The sequence below is a fragment of the Paenibacillus sp. IITD108 genome, from assembly GCF_036541265.1.
GTDB lineage: Bacteria > Bacillota > Bacilli > Paenibacillales > Paenibacillaceae > Pristimantibacillus.
In genome coordinates, this window is the sequence record NZ_JAZHCT010000010.1 from 127,601 (window position 1) to 149,839 (window position 22,239).

The 22,239-nt window shown below is 44.8% G+C and carries 17 protein-coding genes and 2 tRNA genes; 15 read left to right on the plus strand and 4 right to left on the minus strand.

The window, feature by feature from the left end; all coding sequences use genetic code 11:
* Positions 1-193: 193 nt before the first annotated feature.
* From V1L65_RS11375 to V1L65_RS11405, 7 genes are all read left to right on the plus strand, one after another.
* Entirely contained in the window at positions 194-1,951 is a 1,758-nt protein-coding gene (locus V1L65_RS11375) for a sensor histidine kinase (protein ID WP_331699266.1), read from the plus strand.
* Positions 1,926-3,608: a response regulator gene (locus V1L65_RS11380; protein ID WP_331699267.1), complete on the plus strand. Its 1,683-nt coding sequence runs from the start codon at positions 1,926-1,928 to the stop codon at positions 3,606-3,608. The genes V1L65_RS11375 and V1L65_RS11380 overlap by 26 nt, the downstream gene beginning before the upstream one ends.
* Before the next feature lie 207 nt (positions 3,609-3,815).
* Positions 3,816-5,507, plus strand: a complete 1,692-nt coding sequence (locus V1L65_RS11385; protein WP_331699268.1) for an extracellular solute-binding protein — start codon at positions 3,816-3,818, stop codon at positions 5,505-5,507.
* 2 nt (positions 5,508-5,509) lie between these two features.
* On the plus strand, positions 5,510-6,415 hold the full coding sequence (locus V1L65_RS11390; RefSeq protein ID WP_331699269.1) for an ABC transporter permease: 906 nt from the start codon (positions 5,510-5,512) through the stop codon (positions 6,413-6,415).
* An 18-nt stretch (positions 6,416-6,433) separates the two neighbouring features.
* Positions 6,434-7,315 (plus strand): carbohydrate ABC transporter permease, encoded by an 882-nt coding sequence (locus V1L65_RS11395; protein WP_331699270.1) that lies wholly within the window; start codon positions 6,434-6,436, stop codon positions 7,313-7,315.
* A 75-nt stretch (positions 7,316-7,390) separates the two neighbouring features.
* A complete protein-coding gene (locus V1L65_RS11400; RefSeq protein WP_331699271.1) occupies positions 7,391-9,751 on the plus strand; it encodes a glycosyl hydrolase family 28-related protein in 2,361 nt (786 codons plus the stop codon).
* 77 nt (positions 9,752-9,828) lie between these two features.
* Positions 9,829-10,671 (plus strand): glycoside hydrolase family 43 protein, encoded by an 843-nt coding sequence (locus tag V1L65_RS11405; protein ID WP_331699272.1) that lies wholly within the window; start codon positions 9,829-9,831, stop codon positions 10,669-10,671.
* Positions 10,672-11,302: 631 nt separating this feature from the next.
* Here V1L65_RS11405 and V1L65_RS11410 read toward each other — a convergent pair.
* A complete protein-coding gene (locus V1L65_RS11410; protein ID WP_331699273.1) occupies positions 11,303-11,950 on the minus strand; it encodes an SIMPL domain-containing protein in 648 nt (215 codons plus the stop codon).
* A 278-nt stretch (positions 11,951-12,228) separates the two neighbouring features.
* Here V1L65_RS11410 and rarD point away from each other — a divergent pair, with 278 nt between their 5' ends.
* From rarD to vanT, 4 genes are all read left to right on the plus strand, one after another.
* Positions 12,229-13,134, plus strand: a complete 906-nt coding sequence (gene rarD / locus V1L65_RS11415) for an EamA family transporter RarD (protein ID WP_331699274.1) — start codon at positions 12,229-12,231, stop codon at positions 13,132-13,134.
* A gap of 382 nt (positions 13,135-13,516) precedes the next feature.
* On the plus strand, positions 13,517-14,587 hold the full coding sequence (gene vanG, locus V1L65_RS11420; protein WP_331699275.1) for a D-alanine--D-serine ligase VanG: 1,071 nt from the start codon (positions 13,517-13,519) through the stop codon (positions 14,585-14,587).
* On the plus strand, positions 14,575-15,375 hold the full coding sequence (locus tag V1L65_RS11425) for a D-alanyl-D-alanine carboxypeptidase family protein (protein ID WP_331699276.1): 801 nt from the start codon (positions 14,575-14,577) through the stop codon (positions 15,373-15,375). The genes vanG and V1L65_RS11425 overlap by 13 nt, the downstream gene beginning before the upstream one ends.
* On the plus strand, positions 15,372-17,522 hold the full coding sequence (vanT, locus tag V1L65_RS11430; RefSeq protein ID WP_331699277.1) for a serine racemase VanT catalytic subunit: 2,151 nt from the start codon (positions 15,372-15,374) through the stop codon (positions 17,520-17,522). Before V1L65_RS11425 ends, vanT begins: the two co-directional genes overlap by 4 nt.
* A gap of 155 nt (positions 17,523-17,677) precedes the next feature.
* Here the strand turns inward: vanT and V1L65_RS11435 are convergent, their stop codons facing one another.
* Positions 17,678-18,160 (minus strand): MarR family winged helix-turn-helix transcriptional regulator, encoded by a 483-nt coding sequence (locus V1L65_RS11435; RefSeq protein WP_331699278.1) that lies wholly within the window; start codon positions 18,158-18,160, stop codon positions 17,678-17,680.
* A gap of 93 nt (positions 18,161-18,253) precedes the next feature.
* Between V1L65_RS11435 and V1L65_RS11440 the strand changes: the two genes are divergently transcribed.
* The 4 genes from V1L65_RS11440 (at position 18,254) to V1L65_RS11455 (ending at position 21,398) form a co-directional block, all read left to right on the plus strand.
* Positions 18,254-19,660, plus strand: a complete 1,407-nt coding sequence (locus V1L65_RS11440; protein WP_331699279.1) for an MFS transporter — start codon at positions 18,254-18,256, stop codon at positions 19,658-19,660.
* A gap of 64 nt (positions 19,661-19,724) precedes the next feature.
* Positions 19,725-20,168, plus strand: coding sequence for a MarR family winged helix-turn-helix transcriptional regulator (locus V1L65_RS11445; protein WP_331699280.1), 444 nt, complete (start codon positions 19,725-19,727; stop codon positions 20,166-20,168).
* A gap of 52 nt (positions 20,169-20,220) precedes the next feature.
* On the plus strand, positions 20,221-21,162 hold the full coding sequence (locus V1L65_RS11450; protein WP_331699281.1) for a ring-cleaving dioxygenase: 942 nt from the start codon (positions 20,221-20,223) through the stop codon (positions 21,160-21,162).
* Between the two features lie 74 nt (positions 21,163-21,236).
* The gene (locus V1L65_RS11455) at positions 21,237-21,398 is read left to right on the plus strand and encodes a hypothetical protein (protein ID WP_331699282.1); all 162 of its coding nucleotides are present in this window, start codon (positions 21,237-21,239) and stop codon (positions 21,396-21,398) included.
* A 618-nt stretch (positions 21,399-22,016) separates the two neighbouring features.
* On the opposite strand, the gene V1L65_RS11460 is transcribed toward V1L65_RS11455, so the two are convergent.
* A tRNA-Pro gene (locus tag V1L65_RS11460) sits at positions 22,017-22,093 on the minus strand.
* An 8-nt stretch (positions 22,094-22,101) separates the two neighbouring features.
* Positions 22,102-22,177 (minus strand) — tRNA-Thr (locus tag V1L65_RS11465).
* Positions 22,178-22,239: the final 62 nt, after the last annotated feature.

Below are 22,239 nucleotides of genomic sequence, written 5' to 3' on the forward strand. Positions count from 1 at the left end.
GCTGCCTTATAGGACAGTCTTTTTGTATTTTCATAAGCCTGGTAGTATTTTCAACCATAGAAGTGAAAAAGATGTCATACAGCATAAAAAGTCAATAATGTCATCATTGTATGATCGATTTCGAAATGCCCGTCCTGTTATAATTAGGGATTGAACCATATATTTTTGACTGGATAACCGGAGGAGAGAAGCAGTGAAAAATAAATTTATACCTTGGACAAGTACGACATATTTGCGCTTCCTGCTGCTGTTCATTGTTATACTCATGCCGATCTATATCATCGGGCTGCTCATCTATAATTGGGGCGTTGATGCGGTAGAGGAACAGGTCTATCAATCCGTTGATTCGCAAATGACGTATTATTTAGATGCGCTGACGACAGACGTGGAGCAGATGAAGGTGCTTATGCTGGACGCTTTGAATGATGACAATTTGAGTGATTTGGCTATGCTTTCGCCCGTGAAGACGGTTTACGAAAAGCAAAAGGCAATCACCCGCTTGCAGCAGCGTTTGAATGCAATAAAAAGCAGCAGTGAGCTCATAGCCGATGTTGTAGCCTATATCCCTCAAAATGCAATGAAGGTATCGGGCGGGAACGGTTTTTCTGCCATGAGCGAGAATGAGGTGACAGATCTGGTCGATAGCAAGTTACGGTTTACTAGTACGCCTCAGCTTCAAGATGATCATTTGCTGCTCAGAGCATCGTTTCCTAACTCTGCTGGACGCAAGCCGATATTCGTCATTGATTTGAGCATATCGCTAGAAAATCTAACCCAATCGTTATCCAATCTGGCGCGCAATGAGGACGGGGAACAGGTCGTGCTGCGAAATTTGGCTGATCGATCGGTTATAGCTGCAGTTCATGCGACGCAAGGCGCATTGAATTGGCATCCCCAAGAGCGAAGCGGTAGAACATTTATCGAGGATGGAAAAGATCGGCTTTTTGCAGTGTATAACAGTTCGGAGGAGCTGGATATGGGGCTCACGCGTTATGTGGACAGTGATTTATTTTTCGGTCCGGTTCACAATTATCAGCGTTGGTTTTGGTTTTTTTCATTAACGGCGACCCTTATTATTGTGTTTTTCTCCGTCTTTCTTTACAGGTTTATTCATCAGCCTCTTGTTACATTGATTCGCGCATTTCGCAAGCTGCAGGAGGGGGATTTCAACTTACGCATTCATCGGGGCAAAAAAGATGATTTTACTTATTTGTATGACTATTTCAATGTTACCGTAGAGCATTTGCATTCCTTGATCGATCAAGTGTATAAGCAAAAAATATTGGTGCAGCACGCGGAGCTGAAACAGCTCCAGGCGCAGATTAATCCCCATTTTTTGTACAATAGCTTCTTTATGCTGCATCGGATGATTAAGTTGGAGGATAATGAAAACGCTGTCGTTGTTTCCAAGAAGCTGGGTCAGTTTTTTCAGTACATTACACGGAATACAGCAGATGAGCTGCTGCTCGCGCGCGAAGTGGAGCATGCGCAAAATTATGCGGAAATTCAACAAATGCGGCTTGGCAATCGGCTGCGTTTGACAATTGGGGATGTTCCAGATGCGTTTCAATATATCTATGTTCCGCGTCTTATTTTGCAGCCTTTGTTAGAAAACGCAATCGAACATGGCCTGCATGCGAAAGAGCGAAATGGTTCGGTGAATATGCGGTTCGTCGAGGAGGAGAGCGCTTGGCTTATAGAGGTGGAAGATAACGGCGCTGGCATGGAAGAATTTGAGCTGCGGGAAATGAATAAGCGTTTGACTTCAATGAGCGAATCGCAGCCGGATTTTGAAGTGACGGGGTTAATGAATATTCATCATCGCTTGCATATTAAGTTTGGCTTTGGCAGCGGGATTTCGCTTTGTATAGGAAGCGGCGGCGGATTACTAGTGCAGCTTCGTTTATTTAAGGAGGGGATAGCTCATGTATCGCATACTGATCGTGGATGATGAGTCGCATGTAGTGGATTGGATGTATGAAATGCTTGGAGAGATTAAGGACGTCGAGCTTGATCTATACAAAGCTACTACGGTGACCGATGCGCTTTGCTGGCTTGGCCGAACTAGAATAGATATTGTCGTTACGGATATTGCGATGCCGGGAATGTCGGGTTTAGAGCTGCACACGCATATTCGCCGGTTATGGCCAGCGTGCAAAGTAATCTTTTTGACAGGCCATAACGAATTTGATTACGCATACCAAGCGGTTAAAAATGAAGCGGCCGGCTATGTGCTGAAAACCGAGGATGATGATGTTATTATTGCCGCCGTGCATCGCGCGATTGATAGCATTGAAGAATCGATGCGACAGCAATGGATGCTGCAGCAGGCGGAGGACCGGAAGCAATCGGCGATCGCAGCGCTACGCAAAGATTATTTGGCTGAATTGCTGCGTGGCGGGGAGCGCGATGCCGAACAAAGAAGGCAAAGCTTTAAGGAGTTGGATATAGCTTTGGAGGCGGATGAGCCTGTTATGATCATCATTGCCCGGATAGATGAAGAGAATCGCGAGCATTCATTTATGAAGCCGGAGCTGATTCCGATCGCGGCGCAATTAATTGCCACAGCCGCGCTTGTGCGATGGAGGAACTGCGAATGGCTAAGCACGTTAGATAGTGTGATTTGGTTTATTCAAGGCGAGAAGGAAGCTGCTGAACAGAGCATGACGGCGGTCAAATATGTCGAAGAAAGCTTGGAACGGATTCAAACGGACTGCCGGACAAAGCTGGGAATATCGTTATCATTGATTATAGCCGAGCAGCCGGTTAGCTGGGAGCAAGTGGGACAAAAGCAAGCGGGGCTGCGGCAATGGCTGATGCAGCGCATGATCTATGGCCGCGAGTTATTATTGACGGAGAGCGAGCGTGAGCGTGAGAAAAAGGCTCAGCCGACCATCGGTTGGCAGCCGGATCGAAGCAAGCTTGAGCTGATACGGCTGCAGTTGGAGAAGGGGCAAAAGGAAGCGTTCGAAGAGACGCTAACCGAGTTAGAGCAAAGCGTTGCTGCAATTCCTTATTTGACGGGGGAAAGCGCAAGTTCAAGCTCGTGCTTGGAGCTTTTTTTCGGGATTTCCGCGCCGTTATTGTCATATATGAACCGCTGGCAGTTGCAATCATTGCTTGATATGCCTGGTATTGTCGAGAAGTTGACGCAACCTGATTTGTTTGCAAGCTGGAGCGAGCTTTTCGATTTTCATCGTTGGGTGGGGCAGGGAATTTTTCGTTTGCTTGGTGAGCGGCATGAGCATCGAGAATCCAATGTCATTCGCCATGTGAAGGAATATATGCAAGCGAATTTGCATACTGGAGTGTCGTTGGTTGAGCTCGCGGATCGGGTGTATTTTAATCCGTCGTATTTATCCAGATTATTTAAAGAGGCGACTGGAAAAAGCGTTACGGATTACTTGTCTGAGCTGCGATTGGAGCGGGCGATGTCGATGCTGCAGGAAAACAAAAAAATAAGCGAAATATCTGAAGCGGTAGGGATTGATTCCCCTGCGTATTTTTCGCGTTTTTTCAAAAAAATGACCAAGCGGTCGCCGCAGGAGTACAGGGAAGCGCATCTGCTCGGAGCCGCTGCCGATAAAAACGCCGAAGAACATAAATAATGCTGTCAGACGGTAGGAATGGTAGGTACATGTGCGCTGGTGGTGTACGGTAGGAACTATAGTAGGTTTGATAGTGTGAGCGAACCGAAGAAGTGATTGGATTAGTCATGAGAAGTCAAGAAAGTAAAAAGATTAGCGTTACGAAGCTCGGGGAGCCGATGCTAAGATGATGTCATGGGCCCAACACATCGAGAGTGGAGTGATAGTATGAAACGTCTGGGAAAAATGATACCAGCCATGTCGCTTGCTGCGGCAATTATGCTGACAAGTGCTTGCGGTAATAGCGCACAGCCTAATAATGCAAAGCCTCAATCAAGCAGTGAGGCGGCTAATGGAGAACAACAAACGGGGAAAGTAAACAAAGGCAAGTATGATCCGGCGATTACGATTTCTTTGGTCGGTGCAACAGAGGATACTTTGGAAGGAGTCCTAGCAAAGCTGAAGGGCGAGACGTTTGAGCAGAATCGCTGGTCCAAGCTCTATCAAGACGAGCTGGGTATTCAATTCAAATATAACTGGATTGCGAAAGGTACAGATCAATACAAGCAAAAAATGAATGTATCGCTAGCGTCTGGCGAGGTTCCTGAGTTTATTCAAGTCGATGCTACCGAGCTAAAACAATTGCAGGAAGCGGATCTCATTATGGATTTGGGCGCTTTGTATGAGGAGTATGCAGCGCCGCTTACGAAAAAAGTATTGAAGCAAGACGGAGATGCTCCGTTCAAGGCAGCAACGATTGATGGCAAGCTGTTGGGCATTCCGAATATTCGTTCTTCGATCGATATGGCGCAGTTTGCTTGGGTTCGGACGGATTGGCTAGAGAAGCTAGGTTTGCCAGAGCCCAAAACGATGCAAGACCTTTTAGCTATAATTGAAGCATTCGCTAAACAGGATCCAGACGGCAACCAAAAGGATGATACGGTTGGGTTATTGGTACAGAAGGATTTGTTCGGCGGATTTGCAAGCTTGGAAGGCTTCTTTAATGGCTATCATGCTTACCCGACGATTTGGGTTGAGGATGAGAATGGGCAAATTGTACACGGCAGCACTAGACCGGAAGTGAAGACAGCGCTCGCGGAGCTGCAGCGTTTGTATAAAGAAGGCATGTTTGATCAAGAGTTTGGTGTTAAAGACTGGGGTAAAACATCAGAGACGGCTTCATCTGGCAAGACTGGCGTAACTTTCGGTCAACAGTGGCTAAGCGCATGGCCATTCCAGTCGAATCACGATAATGACGTGAAAGCGGTATGGAAAGGCTTCCCGTTAATGTCCGCGGATCAAGAGCCTGCATTGTCTGAAATTAGCCTTGGCACAACGCAATATTGGGCGGTTCGCAAGGATGCGGCAAATCCAGAAGCGTTGTTCAAAATGTTTAATCTCTACATCGAAAAGAACTGGGGCGAGACAGCGGAGTTCGATACGTATTACTTGCCTGGTGATGCGGAAGGAACTTGGAAGCTTTCGCCGGTGACACCTGAGCCGCCGAACAAAAACCTGGATGCTTTCATAGCCATTCAGGAGGCGACGAAGAATGGTACGATTGATCAGTTGAAAGGCGAGGCTAAGGTTATTGCTGAGAAAATTGCCGATTATGAGAAAAATGGCAATGAGGGCTCATGGTCCTGGAGCGCAGGATATGGAGCGGATGGCGTATACAGTGTGATGCAGCAGTACAAAGAAAAGGATTTGTTCAAGAAAAATAGCTTTGTAAGCGCGCCAACACCAACGATGGCGGATAAGAGCGCTACTCTTTCAAAGCTGACGAATGAAACCTTTATGCGCATTATTTTGGGCGATTTGGATGTTGCGGCATTTGATAAATATGTAGAGGATTGGAATAAGCTTGGCGGCGCACAAATTACGAAGGAAGTTAACGAGCTTCATAAGGCAGGAAACTAATTATGAGCGGGAAGCATGCTTTTCGGCGTAATCTGCCGCTGCATCTGATGATTTTTCCGGGATTGCTTCTATTGATAATCTTCTCATATATTCCGATGGCTGGATTGTATATTGCTTTTCAAAAGTTCATTCCGGCCAAAGGATTTTTCGGGGATCAACGGTGGATTGGTTGGGATAACTTCGTTTACATGCTCGATATGCCAGGGATTTATAGTGTGCTTTGGAATACCGTCTTTATTGCAGGGATGAAAATGATTGCAGGGCTGATCGTGCCGATTACGGTCGCCCTCCTGCTTAATGAGCTTCGCAGCTCAGGGCTTCGACGGGGGATTCAAACGCTTGTATATTTGCCGCATTTTTTATCCTGGATTATTCTAGCGGGCGTACTCATTGATATATTATCGCCTTCATCAGGTTTGGTGAATCAGCTGCTTAATATGTTCGGGTTGAAATCTATCTTCTTCCTTGGCAGCAATGATTGGTTCCCCTATACAATGGTGATCTCGGATGTGTGGAAGGAGTTTGGCTTTGCTACCATTGTGTATTTGGCCGCATTAACCGGGATCGACCCGCAGCAATATGAAGCTGCTGTTATTGATGGCGCGAATCGCTGGAAGCAAACCTGGCATGTGACCTTGCCTGGCATGCGAATGATTATCGTGTTGATGATGGTGCTGAGCATGGGTAATATTTTGAATGCGGGCTTTGATCAGATCGTCAATTTGTATAGTGCGCAGGTCTATCAGAGCGGCGATATAATTGATACTTTAGTGTACCGGATCGGACTTCAGCAGGCTCAATATGGTGTGGCAACTGCCGTAGGGCTATTCAAGTCAGTCGTTTCGTTCCTGTTTATTTCTGTTGCCTACTTTTTGGCCTATAAACTGGCTGATTATCGGATTTTTTAGAAAAAGGAGGCAACAAGGATGCACAGAAAAACGTTCGGCGGCAGACTGTTTCAATTCGCAAATGCTAGCTTTCTCATTCTATTGTCATTGCTGTGCATTGCTCCGCTTATTCATATTGCGGCAGTTTCATTCAGCTCCAGCGCGGCAGTGACAGCAGGATTTGTAAAGTTTTGGCCTGTGGATTGGACGTTTCGTTCCTATGAGCATGTATTTGCCAGGGGGGAAATATGGGTTGCTATGAGTGTTACGGTACAACGCGTGTTGTTAGGCAGTGCCATTAATTTGCTTATTACGATACTTGTCGCCTACCCGTTATCTAAAGAATCAACGACGTTTCGTTCGCGTACATGGTATGCGTGGATTTTTTTCTTTACGATGCTGTTTGCAGGCGGCTTAATTCCATGGTATATGGTGATCAAGGAGCTGGGCTTGCTGGATACGATCTGGGCATTGGTGCTGCCAGGGGCTGTTCCTATTTTCAACATTGTACTTCTGCTCAATTTCTTCAGGCAGCTTCCTAAGGAAATGGAGGAGGCGGCTTTTGTGGATGGAGCGGGGCATTGGACGGTGCTATGGAAGCTATTCGTGCCAGTGTCCTTGCCAGCCATGGCGACCATTTCGTTATTCGCTATAGTATGGCATTGGAATAGCTGGTTTGACGGCTTGATTCTAATGAATAAGCCGGAAAATTATCCGTTGCAAAGCTATTTGCAAACGGTCATTATGCAGCGGGATATGACTTATTTGCAGCAACTCAGCCGATCAGAGCTGTCGATTATTTCCGATCGAACCATTAAGTCGGCGCAAATTTTAATCGCAACCTTGCCCATTGTCGCTGTGTACCCATTTCTGCAGCGGTATTTTGTAAAAGGAATTGTTATTGGAAGTGTAAAAGGCTAAAGAAAATATAAACAAGGATAGGCTGTGGAAGGAACCAGCTGGCTTACAATAAACGATCAGTAGAGGAGAAGGGTAATGAAAAAATTATTACTATCTACGTTTCTATTCATGTTTGCTATTATGACGCCAATCGGTTTCGTTTCTGCAGACCAAGCAGCGTCGCCTTTGCACGAAGAAGGATTTGAAGGAGCAATTGCAAGCACACTCTATACGCTGAATACGCCTTATGGCACGTTGACGAAAGAAGCTAACCAAGTCATTGCAGGCACTGGCTCGATCAAGGGGCTAAGCGCTAGAGGTACGCAATGGGCAGAGTATGCTTCGCTTAATAAGCGTGTGCAGCTAACGGCTGGGAAGGATTATACGATTTCTTTTAAATATCGGATTTTGGAGCAGGAAGGAAATTTCTTTTATTTTTATATGAAACAACAGGTGAATGGAGCAGATGTGACTTCGGGCTTTAACTTTAAGAGTGGCGGAACAATTCCTTATCGAGCAGAGCTTGCCGCAGATCAGGTTCGTTTAACAGAGAAGGATGGCTATTGGCTTGCTGAAGCTAGCTTTAAGGCAGCGGGAGACGGGCTGTATAACATGCTTTGGGGGATACAGGATGGCGGCGCTATCGTTATTGACGATGTGCTTATTAAAGAAGGCAAGCTGCCTGTCATGGTAAATAAAACGGCGGCAGTAGCTATTGAGGGCTTTGAAAGCGGTGATTTAACGAAGACTTCTTTTCAAGCTCTAGGTAGCGGTGCGCTAGTGCAGCAAGCAAAGGCGATTCAGGGGAAGTATGCAGTGGGAGCGAGCGCTACCGTTCAACAGGAATGGCATGAGTTTCTCGCTACTGATCCAGCAAAGCTAGAACTGGCTGCGAATACCGTCTATACCGTAATGTTCAAATATAAAGTGATTCAGCCAGAGGGGCAAGACAGCTATTTCTATGTAATGGCAGGGACTGGCGATCAATCTAAAGCGATGAACTTTGGCTCTAGCGCTGCACCGATTTGGACGAATGCGGACGCTGCTGAAGTAGCAGATCGGGGTACTTATAAGGTTGCAAAAATGACATTTAAGACAGGCTCCGCACCAGATATGCAAGTGAAGTGGGGGATTCGTAAAGGTGGCGCCATCGCAATAGACGATGTGTCGATTGTGAAGGGCAAAGCTAGCATTCCAACTCAAGAGGGACCGCATATTGGTTATGCAAACGTTGTGGATTATGGTGCAGTTCCAAATGATGGTCAAGATGATACGGTTGCTTTTCAACAAGCGATTGCGACAGGCAAAAGTATTTTTGTTCCAGCAGGGGTTTATCACATTGAGGAATCTTTAAAAATTCAGAATCAAAATTTAATAGGTTCAGGTATGTTTGTAACAAAAATAGTATCTCGCAGCTCGGATGCGAAGATGCCAATTTTGCGAGCAGGGAGAAGCTCAGTAGTAGCTGATCTGGAATTGTCATTTGAGCCCGGCTTGATTACAAATGCTGAAGGCAGCGGAGATCGAGTTGGTATTTATACGGCTGCACAGTGGTCGTTGCAGCGTGGTTCTACGGTTCGCAATGTGCGTATTTCGGATGTAGGAACTGCCATTTACTCGCCTAATGGCGCAGAATCATTCTCCGTTACGTATGATACGCTGGAGATTGAGGATTTTTCATATCGCGGCATTGATTTTTCCTCTGATATCCGTACTGGCAATGTGTTCAACAACATCTACTTAAAGTCCTCGCGGCCTAATGTTGATATTCCATTCGCATTAACAGGCGAGGAAAGCGAAGTATCCATTCAGCAGCTGAACGTGGAGCATACAAAGGTGAATACCGCTATTTTGCTAGAGGATGTATATGGTCTTGCTGCTTCTACCATTCATATTGAAGGTGTGACGCTGCGAAATCCGGATACGGGCTATATTACGCTTGATGGCAGCTCAGGCTCTGTTGAAAGCTTGTCTGTATATTTGTCTCCAATTGAACAGCAGAACACAAGCATTATTCGGATTGGTGACAGCGTTTATGACATCGGTGCAGCCTTCAAGCCGCACTCTGCAGCTTATTTGCGTGTGGGAACGCTCCATGTGAAGGGCTTAAATGATCCGAATGCTGATTTGCATGGGGCAAAGGTCGGCGGTTTGAATCGTACAGACGCAAAAGGCTTTGTTTTTTTTGATCGTCCGCAGCAAGCAATTGGCGAATACACGGTTCAGCTAGATAATTATGTTTGGTACACCTACCAAGAGGATAAAGACATTTATCGAGCGTTTCCAGTAGATCCGAATAAACGGATTCAATTTACAAAGCTAGGTGTTGTGCCTACCTCTGGGAAAACGTCAGCTCGTCCAACAAATCGTTTAATTCCATATGTCTCGACGTACTATGATACCGATCTAAGCAAATTGTTAATATGGAATGGTACGCAATGGCGCCCAGTTGTCTAACGATCTAGCAGATGTAAGGCGTAATGAGTGATGAGTGATGGAGTAAAAGTGAACGGGAAGGAGTTTGGTCGATAAATATGTTGAAATTGCAGGATATTCATATTCGAGATCCGTTCGTTCTAACAGATATGAAGAACAATCGATATGTGATGTATGGAACAATTGGCGAGACCGCATGGTCGGGAAGACCAGCAGGCTTTGATGCGTATGTGAGCGATGATATAGAAAATTGGGAAGGACCGATCGCCGCTTTTCGTCCAGAGGAACATTTTTGGTCAGATCAGGATTATTGGGCGCCCGAGGTACATGAATATAATGGGGCTTACTATATGTTTGCAAGCTTTAAGGCAAAGGATGTGCCAAGAGCGACACAAATTCTGCATGCGGACTCTCCGCTTGGTCCTTTCGTTCCACATACGGAAAGACCGATAACACCTGCGGAGTGGGAATGTTTGGATGGCACGATGTATGTCGATTCCGATCAACAGCCATGGCTTGTTTTTTGCCGGGAGTGGCTGGAGGTGAGAGACGGCCAGATATGGGCAGCGCCGCTGACATCTGATTTGAAGGCTTTGCAGGCAGAACCGACGATGCTATTTCGAGCGTCTGAAGCACCTTGGGCTCGTGCGATAAGTGAAGCTAAGGAATATGTAACAGATGGGCCTTTTTTGTATCGGGAAACGGATGGCAGGCTAATCATGCTATGGTCAAGCCAAGGCGAGGGGGGCTATGCGATGGGGAGGGCCATATCTGAGTCAGGCGAAGTTCTAGGGCCATGGCATCAAGAGGAGGTGCCGCTATTTGGCGAGAACGGCGGGCACGGCATGATCTTTGCTTCGTTGGCTGGCGAACGATTAGTTTCGCTGCATGCGCCGAATGATCATCCGCTGGAGCGTCCAGTTTTTTTACTAATGCGGTAGAATAAAAATGGACATTTCGTATTATTAGGTCAACCAGAGATTTCTGGTTGGCTTTTTTTTTCACTGTCTAGGAAATTATGCATCAGTTAAAATTGTGGATAAGTATATCGAAACACGAATCAGTTCTCGAAACAACTGCACTGCCATGCCGTAACATGAAATATGCGTAACAGGGATGATGATGGCGTAGTTCTGTATGTTTGGCGTACGATGCAGCTATTGCGCTCGAATCGCTCCGAATGCTGCGGACAATAATGACCGTTAGCGCTCATTTTTCGCCAATTTCCCTTTCTAGCGGACAGAAATGTCCGTTAGCGAGAAAAAAACTAGAGTATTCGACGGAATTTTCTTCTAATGGTCATAAATGTCCGCATAGGCAACAAAAAAACTTCTTTTTGGTTCTAACGGTCATTAATGACCGCACCACAATGAAGACAGTCGGCTAAATAGATATCGGAAGCATCACTTGTTTTTTTACACACGAAGATGGCAAGTTAGGTCACCTATCGGTGACCTAACTTGCTAGCCGACGGTTGCTCTTCCGCCGGCTTTCCTTTCTAACAAAGTCAAGGGATAGATCTTTATTAATGCTTATTATACACCGATGAAATGATGATGACGCTGTTCTTTTTCAGCCATACATATACCAAATTCGTGCAGCAGCTCTGAAGGTCAATTGACCCGGCTCAATGGGACTTGAGGCGCTTTCCAGCGGCATAGCTGCCGTCTTAAAGAACACAGGCCTGGACTCAGGCCGTGTAACTTCCTCAACCTTGCATGGAACTGCGGACAAGGAAACGCCGAGCGCCTGGGCGATGGCTGCAGCCTTCGCCTCAGCATCACGCACAGCGGCAATCAGCGCTTCTTGCTGAGCCTTAGCAGCTTCACTAGAATCAAACTCTATCGATGTAACAGCATTCGCCCCTTTTGCAACGGCCTTATCAATTAAACGTCCAGCCTCTGTAATATTGTCTAGCGTCACTTGAAGCAGATGGGTAACTTTGTATCCGCGGAATTCTTGCTTTCCGTCTATATAATCGTATTGTGGCTCAATTAGAAACTGCGTAGTTTTGATGCTATCACGGGCAATTCCCGAACGCTCCAGCGCTTCAATAACCGCGGACATTTTTGCAGCATTATCAGACTGGACCAATTCCAGCTCTACCCCTTCACTAACGGTTCCTAAAGTAATCAATGTACGGTCTGGAACTGCTGTTACCGCACCTTCTCCCAACACCTCTAGCGTAAAATCACATGAATGTTCTTTATGCTGCGCCATAGCCGCCATACTCCTCCTTTATCATCGCATCTATAATTAAACTATGACTATTTATCGCTTGAAATTCAATGCATCCTCCGCACCATTATCGGGAAAAACATCTTATTTTCTCAGTAATACTTTCGACAAAGTACACCTTCCTCATTTTCTTTTATAGTAAATTGAAGTATTTTCTATTGTGCAGCTGCTGCTTGTTGGGCTATTATAGTCTAATGGTCCAATCGTAGAAAATAGAAATATTTTTAGGCCGTAATTTGCAAGTTAGAAGGGATCGTAACATGAAAAAAGGAATCATGTATGCCGTAATTACGTACTTATGCTGGGGATTGCTCCCTTTGTATTGGAGACTGTTCGAATCGATGTCAGCGCCAGAAATTTTGTCGCATCGAATCCTATGGTCTTTTATATTTGTTGCTCTTTTAGTAACCGTGGTTAAACGCTGGAAGCATATGAGAGCTGCAATTGCTGACTGGAAAAGCAAGCTTGCTGTTGTGCTATGTGCATTGTTTATTAGTGCGAACTGGCTCATTTTTATATGGGCAGTTAATCAGCACCAGGTGCTGGAGACGAGTCTGGGCTATTATATGAATCCGCTAATTAGCGTTTTGTTTGCCGTTATATTTCTGAAGGAAAGGCTGAATGTCGGTCAATGGCTAGCTATCGGCCTTGCGGCGATCGGTGTACTGTGGATGGCTATTCAATATGGTCATGTGCCTTGGATTGCCTTGTCGCTGGCTATATCATTTGCATGCTACGGGTTAGCTAAAAAAGCAGCGAAGCTGGATGTTTTGCTGGGCCTTACTTGGGAAACGATGATCGTGTTCCCGATTGCGCTTTTTTATTTGATATTTGTACACAGCAACCATACAGCGACGATCGGTCAGTTGTCGACTGCATCGCTCATTCTATTGCTGCTTGCAGGGGTTGCTACCGCATTGCCTTTGTTCTGGTTCGCGAAAGCTGCAGAGCGGCTGCCATTGTCAATCGTAGGCTTTATCCAATACATTGCTCCGACAACGAGCCTGTTGCTCGCTATTTTTGTATTTAAAGAGCCGTTTACAAACAGTCAGCTTTACAGCTTTATATTTATTTGGTGCTCGCTTGTGTTATTCTCAATAGCAACGTTTAGGCAAAGCAGACCAGCCAGCTTGACAAAGCTCAAGAGCGAAAAAGTGCCAACATAACTGTTCGATACATTTTTAAGTGAGCTTGATGCCATCCCTCCGGATGTGTCATCAAGCTTTTTTTATGCCCGCATACTGAATTTTTTGAGGACGCCGACAGGCGTTCTTTTTTTAAAATACAGGAAAGTATATGTTTTCACTTTATACATGTTCCTAAATTTCATCGGTAAACGCCACTGTCCAAAGGACGGCGGAGCCGTTTATCCTTGAAACTTTTGCTCCTCTTTATGAAACTTTAAGATTTAACGCTTTTTATTTAGAAAAACAGTCACTTTATTAAGGTTTTCTTTATAATAACCCTACTTTTTTTTAAATTGTTTTCTCTATTCTTATGGAAGAAGGACAAGAGAAATATGGAAGTATAGACCAGGAGGCTGGAGAGATGAGTAAGAAATCAGTTGCGGTATTGTTTGGTGGCTGCTCCAACGAATATGAGGTTTCACTAAAATCAGCTGCATCCGTAATCGAGCAAATTAATCTGGATAAATATAACTTGATTATGATTGGCATTACAAAAGAGGGGAATTGGCTTAGATACAGCGGTTCGATTGACGAGATAAAAAAGGATAGCTGGCATCAGCATCCGAGCTGTATACCGTCATTTATCTCTCCCAGCAGAGAGGTAAAAGGGTTAGTTGAACTGGTACATACGGAGTTCCACGTTGTGCCTGTCGATGTTGTGTTTCCGGTGCTTCATGGCAAATACGGCGAGGATGGTACTGTACAGGGCTTGCTGGAGCTCGCAGGCATCCCTTATGTAGGCTGCAACAGTCTTTCCTCAGCTGTTGCTATGGACAAGGTCATGGCGCACACGCTTGTGAAAGCAGAAGAGATAAAGGTAACAAGCTCCGTCGTTGTATATCGAGGAGAATCGGCGACAGAGGCAGCTGTGCAAGCAGAGAAGCTGGGATACCCTCTATATGTAAAGCCTGTTCGCTCCGGTTCCTCTATTGGCATAACGAAGGCTGTGAATAAGGAAGAGCTCATTGCCGGCATTCAAGCAGCATTTGCGCATGACAATAAGGTCGTTATTGAGCGAAATATTGCCGGCTTTGAGATCGGCTGTGCCGTTCTCGGCAATCAGGAGCCGATAGTAGGCATAATTGATGAAATTGAAGTGACTGACGGTTTTTTCAATTTTACAGAAAAATATACGCTGCAAAGCTCTAAGATTCATCTGCCTGCGCGAATTGATAGCGACACGGCTGAACGCGCGCGTGAAACGGCGCTGCGCATTTATAAGGTGCTTGGCTGCCAAGGCTTTGCCCGTGTAGATCTGTTCGTTACGCCGGAGAAGGAAATTGTGTTCAATGAGGTAAACACGATCCCTGGCTTTACCTCTAGTTCCCGCTATCCCAACATGCTGCAAAAAAGCGGAATGAACTATTCGGAAATTATTGATCGTTTGTTGAATCTTGCTTTGGTGGAGGCTGATGAGCAATGGAAGTTGTAGATACGAAAGAAATTGTAATTCGATTGAAACATTCAGACATCTATAAAGGGCATTTGCTTCTTGTAAATAAAGACCATCCAATACGCTGTCTGAAGCAGGATTTGCGGCCGGTCCCGCGCGCGCATATTCATAAATCTGAACAATTGCGCATGATGTATTTGGAGGCAGAATGCTTGCAGCAGCTGCTGGCTTTGCTGCAGGCCTGCCATGCGCTGGATGATATTGCAGCTGTAAGCTGTTTCCGCTCCAGCAGCGAGCAGCATGAGCTATGTAAAGCAGCGGCAGCAGAGCGCGGAGAGCTGTTTGCCGCAAGCTATGTGGCGAGGCCTCATGAGAGCGAGCATCAGACGGGACTCGCAGTTGATGTTGGTTTAAGCAAGGAGGAGGTCGATTATATTTGTCCTTCCTTTCCAGATGAAGGGAAAAGCGCAATTTTCAAAAGACTCGCTGCCAAATATGGCTTCGTGCAGCGATACAAGGAAAGCAAAACAAGTATAACCCGAATTTCATGCGAGCCATGGCATTATCGCTACGTCGGTATTCCGCATGCGATGCTGATGGAGAAGCAAGATTTTTGCTTAGAGGAATATATTTTGTATCTTAAGCAATTTGAAAGCAATCAAAAGCATTTATTTATTGAGCAGGGGAGCTGTATTTATGAAATTTACTATATCGCTTCGACGGGTGCTGAGACGGAAGTAATGATTCCAGAACAGGTCAGCTATACTACTTCGGGAAATAATGTAGATGGGTTTATCGTTACAATAGCTCATTGGAAAAGGCAGTGAAACAATTGAACGCAAAGCAAAGCTATGGCGCTATTGATATCTTCAAGCTTATTGCGGCTCTGTTTGTTATAGCTATTCATACAGGGCCGTTAACTACTTATTCAGAGTATGGAGATTTTTTGCTGACCGGCATTATTGCGCGAGTAGCTGTACCTTTTTTCTTTATGGCAGCAGGTTTTTTTCTATTTGGGAAATTAAGCGGCAGACGCAAGCAGGATCGCAGCATAGTGAACAAGTATATATGGCGTATATTAAAGCTGTATGCAATAGCAGTTGCGATCTATATTCCAGTTAATATATACGCAGGTTACTTTAGTACAGATTTTACATGGTATTCACTTGTGAAGGATTTCATATTCGATGGCACCTTGTATCATTTATGGTATTTTCCAGCTTTAATTATTGGCGTATATATTGTAGCTTTCTTATATCATAGACTGCCGTTCGCATTCATAATGGCAATTACAGGCGGCTTATATATTGTTGGTTTGTTTGGCGATAGTTACTATGGGGTATCCGTACAGAGCTCAGCCTTGCAAGCCAGTTATGATATATTGTTTAAAATATTTGATTATACTCGAAACGGTTTGTTTTTCGCACCGCTGTTTATTGCGATGGGAGCTTGGACGGCAAAGCGGCCGAAAGCTATATTTGATGTAAATACGAATGCGGGCTTTTTAATAATATGTACGTTTATTATGGTGCTGGAAGGAGTATTGCTTCATTACTCCGAGTTCCCAAGACATGACAGCATGTATATTTTTTTAGTGCCTGTCGTATATTTTCTCGTCCATTTATTATTAAAGCTAGACGTGCGCAACTATGTGTCCTTTAGGCAGCTTAGCACTTGGATTTATATTTTGCATCCATTAGCGATTATTATCGTCAGAGGTGCTGCGAAAGTAACAGGCACAACTAATTTGTTCGTAACTAATAGTATTTTGCATTATATGGCAGTGGTTGTATTGTCGTTTGCTTTAGCTGCTGTAATTACAAAGTTTGCAGGCAAGCGAGCAGAGCCGTCCGTACCTAATAGAAGAGCGTGGGCTGAAATAAATGTAACGCATATTAAGCATAATGCGATGGAGCTAAGCCGGATATTGCCAAGCGGATGTGGAATAATTGCCGTTTTAAAAGCGAATGGCTACGGTCACGGAAGTGTGGAAGCTGCACATGCTCTTACAGATGCAGGTATTACGCATTTTGCCGTTGCTACTATTACAGAGGCGATTAAAATGCGAGAAGGCGGAATCAAAGGCGATATATTAATTTTGGGCTATACGCAGCCAGAGCAATTCGATGAGCTTAGACGCTACCGATTGACGCAGACCGTTCTGGATGTTCAATACGCGCAGCTGTTGAATAGCTATAAGAAAACGCTCGATGTGCATATTAAAATAGACACAGGCATGGGCAGAGTGGGCGAGTCCTATTTGCATGCCGAAAGTATTAAAAGCCTGTATAGGCTCAAGTACTTGAACATAACGGGAACCTATACTCATCTATCGGCCCCTGACAGCACAAGCAAAAAAGATATTGCTTATACCGATCAACAAATTAGAAGATTCTATACGGTTATTGATTCATTAAAAGAAGCGGGCATCGAGCCTGGAAAGCTTCATATGCAAAGCAGCTATGGAATATTGAATTATCCGGAGCTGCGTTGTGATTTGGCTCGCCCTGGCATTGCATTGTTTGGCGTTCTTGGCCGTGATGAGGACCTTGTGCAGAAAAAAGTAGATTTAAAGCCGGCGTTATCCTTGAAGGCGACGATTACGGTAATAAAAAATATAGATGAAGACAGCACAATCAGCTACGGGGGAAATTACTTTGCTGCCAAAGGCAGCCGAATTGCAACAGTATCGATCGGATACGCGGATGGCATACCGCGCGAGCTGTTTGAAAGTGGTGGGTTTGCGCTTGTAAAAGGGCAGAGAGCGGCAATTTCGGGAAATATTTGCATGGATCAAATGATGCTCGATGTATCAGCTATTGATGGCGTCCAGCCAGGCGATATCGTTACTTTTATAGGGCATGACGGCGATGAACAGATTACAGCTGGACAGATTGCGCGGCGCTGCAATACGATAACGAATGAAGTGTTCTGCCGAATTGGGGAGCGGGTAGAAAGAATTTATGTGTCATAATTATACAAAGGTCAATCCATTGAGAAGTGGATTGACCTTTTGTCATGAACACGCTATATTTAAGTGTGTAAGCACATAGTGAGTAACCTCAGTAATTATTCGCAAGCTTTGCTGCATAGTCGTGCAAGCATACTTGTGCATAGCGGCTCATATGGCTAGGATAGCAGATGGTCGACGCTAGGATTCGTTAAGTCGCTCGTTGATATTAATTGCATAAGCAGTGCCAACAGCTCGCTTCGCTGCTTTTCATTCAGATTTTGCAGCAGCAGCTCAGCAGCTTCAGCCTGTTTCGCTAAAGCTTTATCCAAATGCTCCTCAGCCTGAGGAGTTAATTTGACTAGTATGGCGCGCCGATCAGTAGGATCCGGCAAACGGATGATCAAATTTTCTTTCTCCAAACCGTCGACAAAGTCAGTAACCGTCCGAGCTTGAATGCCCAGCTTAGCGGCCAGCTCATTCATGCGGATTTGTCCGGCATTGTGAACAGTAGAAAGCAGTCTCAGGCGCGGCCCCGAAATCGTAAATGGCAAATTCAGCGTTGCCAGCTCCGCTTTGAATTCACGCCTAATGAAATGCGCTGATCGTGCCAGGTAGTGTAAAATATCGACAGCTTGCGAATGGCTTTCATTGGAAGGCAAGTTCCAGTTCTCCTTTCATTTCAATTCATAATTTTATTATAACTGGATTAGTACAAGTTTGCACTTTAATCAAGAAAGCAGAGGGTGAAGGATATGAATGGACATGAAATAAAACATGCAGATCGGCTGTTGAAAGTACTTGTCTTCGCTTTAATTTTTTCAGTTATGAACGGCACGATGTTCAACGTCGCATTGCCGATGATCGGAAAAGAATTTGAGCTGCTGCCGTCTCAGGTGAGCTGGGTTATGACGAGCTACATGGTGCTATACGCCATCGGCTCCGTTATATTCGGCAAGTTGGCAGACCGTTACAGCCTTAAAGATTTGCTGACGATAGGCCTTATTATTTTCGCATTTGGCTCAGTAGTAGGAATGTTTGCTGTGGATTACTGGATGGTAGTGGCCGGCCGAATTCTGCAAGCAGCCGGCGCTTCTGTAATGCCCGCGACTGCCATGATTATTCCGGTAAGGTATTTTGCTCCTGAAAAACGAGGCCGCGCACTAGGCACTACGGCGATGGGCCTTGCGCTGGGGAGCGCCCTGGGACCGATAGTTGCCGGAATGATTTCAAATTTTGGAAGCTGGCGAATATTGTTTTTATTTTCAATGATTTCATTAGCCACGCTGCCGTTCTTCCGTAAATATTTGAATGATTCAGGCGGTCAAAAGAGCTCCTTCGACCTTATCGGCGGCATATTGCTGGGCGGAGCCATTGCGATGCTCCTTTTAACGATTACACAGGGCAGTCTGCTGCTGCTCGCGGGAGCATTAATCTTGTTTGTACTGTTCTTTATTCGTATTAAGAGTTCAAAAAATCCATTTATCGAGCCTGCTTTATTTGCGAATAGAAGCTACTCGATCGGCCTTGCAATTGCATTTTTTGCAACATCGATGAACTTCGGCCTTTCCTTTATGACCCCGCAGTTTTTGTCTGCGGTAAATGGTCTTACTCCAGGAAGCATCGGCTTCGTTTTGTTTCCTGCGGCGCTATGCGCTTCTATGCTTGGACGCCGAGGAGGGCGTATCGCTGATGAGCGCGGCAATGGCTTTCTCGTTATGCTAGCCGGCTCCAGTATGCTGCTTTGCTTCCTTCTTTTGTCTAGTTTCGTCGGTGCATCGCCTTATGTTATCGCCATTATTTTAATTTCAGGCAATATAGGTCTGACCTTTATGCAAATTGCGATGTCCAATACGATTTCCAGAACTTTATCAAAAACACAAATTGGCGTCGGAATGGGATTATTTTCTATGATGAATTTTATTTCCGGAGCGATTTCGATGAGTGTAATAGGCAAGTTTTTAGATCAAAATAGTACTGTAACACCGCTTAATCCGATCGTAAGCAACTCCGCGGCTTCTATTTACAGTAATATATTGCTGGTGATGAGTTTGGTAGTAGCTTTGCTGCTGCTTGTATATAATTTGCAATTTGGAATGAAGAGGATTGCGAAACAGCCAACAGCTGCGGTAAGCGGCGTAAAAGAAAAGGGGCAGAGTTAAAACAGTTGACAGAATGTCACTTGAGTAGTAAAGTGATGGTACGGAAGCAGAAAGGAGGGTGCTGATGAAAAATAATACGATTGGCTCGTTAACTTGGCTGCGTATTATGAGGTTCGCAAATCAAAGCAATCAGTTATCAAATGATTTTCTTAGCCGCTTCGGTCTGACAACTGCCCAGTTCGATTGCTTGCTGCAAATTCAAGTCTATCAGCCCCTGACCCAGACAGAGCTTGCAGAGAAAATCATCGTCACTCAAGGCGGTATTTCTAGAATGCTGGCCCGGCTGGAAAGAGAAGGATATATTGAGCGGACGCAGGATTGGAAAACGAAAACGATCCGTTTGTCGGATAAGGGAGAAGCTGTGCTGCAGCGCGCCATACCAGAGCAATTAGCTTTCCAATCCTCGTTTTTCGAATGCCCGTTATCCGGTGACGAGCAGAAACTGCTGTACCAATTAATAACGAAAGTTCAGAAGCATAGTATGAAAAAAAAATTGCCGCCTGTGTAATTTTTTTTAATATTTCAATTGACTAATCAAGTGATATGAGGGGGAATTACAAATGACAACTATTATAGGCCATCACCATATTTCTATGTTAATGAAGGATGCAAAAACAAATAACCGTTTTTATAGTGAAGTTTTAGGGATGAGAAGAGTTAAGAAAACAGTGAATCAAGATTCACCGTTTATGTATCATTTATTTTACGGTGATCTGACTGGCAGTGCTGGCACAGAGCTTTCATTTTTTGAGATGCCGATGCTTGCGCAGGCTGTAAGGGGGACGAATGCAATTACTCGTATCGGACTTTTAGTACCTTCCTATGAAAGCTTGCATTATTGGAAGCGGCGCTTTGAGCAGTTCGGCGTACAGCACAGTGATATTACTGCTTTTGCTGGCCGTGATGCTATTTTGTTTGAAGATCATGAAGGTTTGCGTTTGGCGATCATTAACAATAACGGTGAGCCCGTTCCAGCACATTGGCAGCAGTGGGATGGATCTTCTGTAGTGCAAGAACATCGCATTATGGGAATGGGGACTGTAGAAATTACGGTGAAAAATATGCAGAAGCTTTCTTCTATGCTAACTGAAATGTTTGGCTATCAGGTAAAAGCTCAGGATGAGCAATCTGCAATTTTGCAGTCTGCAGCTGGCGAGTCATTCGGCGAAATTATAATCGTGCAGCAGGATGGCGCTGTTGAGCGTCCAGGCAAAGGCAGCATTCATCATTTGGCGATTAGAGTAAAGGATGAGCAGGAACTTCGCTATTGGGAGCAAAAAGTGAGAGAGCGCGGCTATGATACGTCAGGTGTTATAGACCGGTTTTATTTTCAAAGCTTGTATTTCAGAGAAGGGAACGGCATTCTGTTTGAAATAGCAACCGATGGACCTGGCTTCACAATTGATTCTCCAGTTGAAGATATGGGCCGTTCGCTTGATTTGCCGCCATTCCTTGAGCAGCGCCGCTCAGAAATCGAGGCAAGGCTCGCGCCGATTGACTGAACGATACTGCCCATTTGCGTGAAATAATGTTATAGTGGTAGTTGCCATTGTTTGCAGCTAAAGGAGTGAAAAGAATGGAAGTGCCACTAAAGGTATGGATCGTAATGGGACTAGTAGCTGTTATTATTTGCGGCCTGACCTTGTTTGCTATAAGTAAAGCCTATTCGAAAAAATGGGATGCAATTGAATATCCGAAGGATCCTGAAGAAGATGAAGGTATGCAAGCTGACCGTTAATAAATAAGAAGAGACGTTGTGTCTTTATATAGGCTGCAGCGTTTCTTCTTAAAAATATAAGAAAGTATAAATTTTATCTTATACCTGTTCTTATATTTCATCGGTAAACCCGCCTGTCCAAAGGACAGCAGAGCCGTTTATCCTTGTTTAAAAGAATTTATAGCTCAACTTTCGCAGAGCGAAAATCGGCATATATGCATAGAAGAGGTGTCTTTTACACGGCACATCAAAACGTACCCTGTAATCAATTTCCGAAATTACGCTAACGGTTGCCATAGGGGCTATTTCGATTATTTTAGCTCATTTAAGCATGTAACGGTTGCCACGAGCGCTATTGTACCATTTCTCGAGCAAAACCAATGATTTTTGGGAAATTAAGCACAATATCAACCGTTAGAAAATTCAAGCTGTCATTTTTGCACGAATAGCGTTTGTGGCAACCCTTAGAAGTTCTTCATTGCTCGGTATACTTTGCGACGAAGTAAGTCAACTCGAATGGGTGGCCGCATTAGAATAAGTTCTAATAATTCGGAGCCATTTATCCTTGTTCTAAGAAAAAAGGACATTTCCTAGTGGAAATGTCCTTTCAGTTATGTAAAAAACCATTCTAATCAACTATGGTCGGGACGACACGATTTGAACATGCGACCCCCTGGTCCCAAACCAGGTGCTCTACCAAGCTGAGCTACGTCCCGATAAGAAATGGTGCCGTCGAGAGGACTTGAACCCCCAACCTACTGATTACAAGTCAGTTGCTCTACCAGTTGAGCTACAACGGCGTGGTTAACGTTTCGGAACACAAGATTTATAATACACAGAATCTATAATGATTGCAAGCGTT

Coding starts and splice junctions, on each gene's coding strand:
- rarD (WP_331699274.1), top strand. CDS start 12,229: ATGAAAAAAGGAATCATGTATGCCGTAATTACGTACTTATGCTGGGGA.
- V1L65_RS11405 (WP_331699272.1), top strand. CDS start 9,829: ATGTTGAAATTGCAGGATATTCATATTCGAGATCCGTTCGTTCTAACA.
- V1L65_RS11390 (WP_331699269.1), top strand. CDS start 5,510: ATGAGCGGGAAGCATGCTTTTCGGCGTAATCTGCCGCTGCATCTGATG.
- vanG (WP_331699275.1), top strand. CDS start 13,517: ATGAGTAAGAAATCAGTTGCGGTATTGTTTGGTGGCTGCTCCAACGAA.
- V1L65_RS11400 (WP_331699271.1), top strand. CDS start 7,391: ATGAAAAAATTATTACTATCTACGTTTCTATTCATGTTTGCTATTATG.
- V1L65_RS11385 (WP_331699268.1), top strand. CDS start 3,816: ATGAAACGTCTGGGAAAAATGATACCAGCCATGTCGCTTGCTGCGGCA.
- V1L65_RS11450 (WP_331699281.1), top strand. CDS start 20,221: ATGACAACTATTATAGGCCATCACCATATTTCTATGTTAATGAAGGAT.
- V1L65_RS11440 (WP_331699279.1), top strand. CDS start 18,254: ATGAATGGACATGAAATAAAACATGCAGATCGGCTGTTGAAAGTACTT.
- V1L65_RS11455 (WP_331699282.1), top strand. CDS start 21,237: ATGGAAGTGCCACTAAAGGTATGGATCGTAATGGGACTAGTAGCTGTT.
- V1L65_RS11395 (WP_331699270.1), top strand. CDS start 6,434: ATGCACAGAAAAACGTTCGGCGGCAGACTGTTTCAATTCGCAAATGCT.
- V1L65_RS11445 (WP_331699280.1), top strand. CDS start 19,725: ATGAAAAATAATACGATTGGCTCGTTAACTTGGCTGCGTATTATGAGG.
- V1L65_RS11425 (WP_331699276.1), top strand. CDS start 14,575: ATGGAAGTTGTAGATACGAAAGAAATTGTAATTCGATTGAAACATTCA.
- V1L65_RS11410 (WP_331699273.1), bottom strand. CDS start 11,950: ATGGCGCAGCATAAAGAACATTCATGTGATTTTACGCTAGAGGTGTTG.
- V1L65_RS11380 (WP_331699267.1), top strand. CDS start 1,926: ATGTATCGCATACTGATCGTGGATGATGAGTCGCATGTAGTGGATTGG.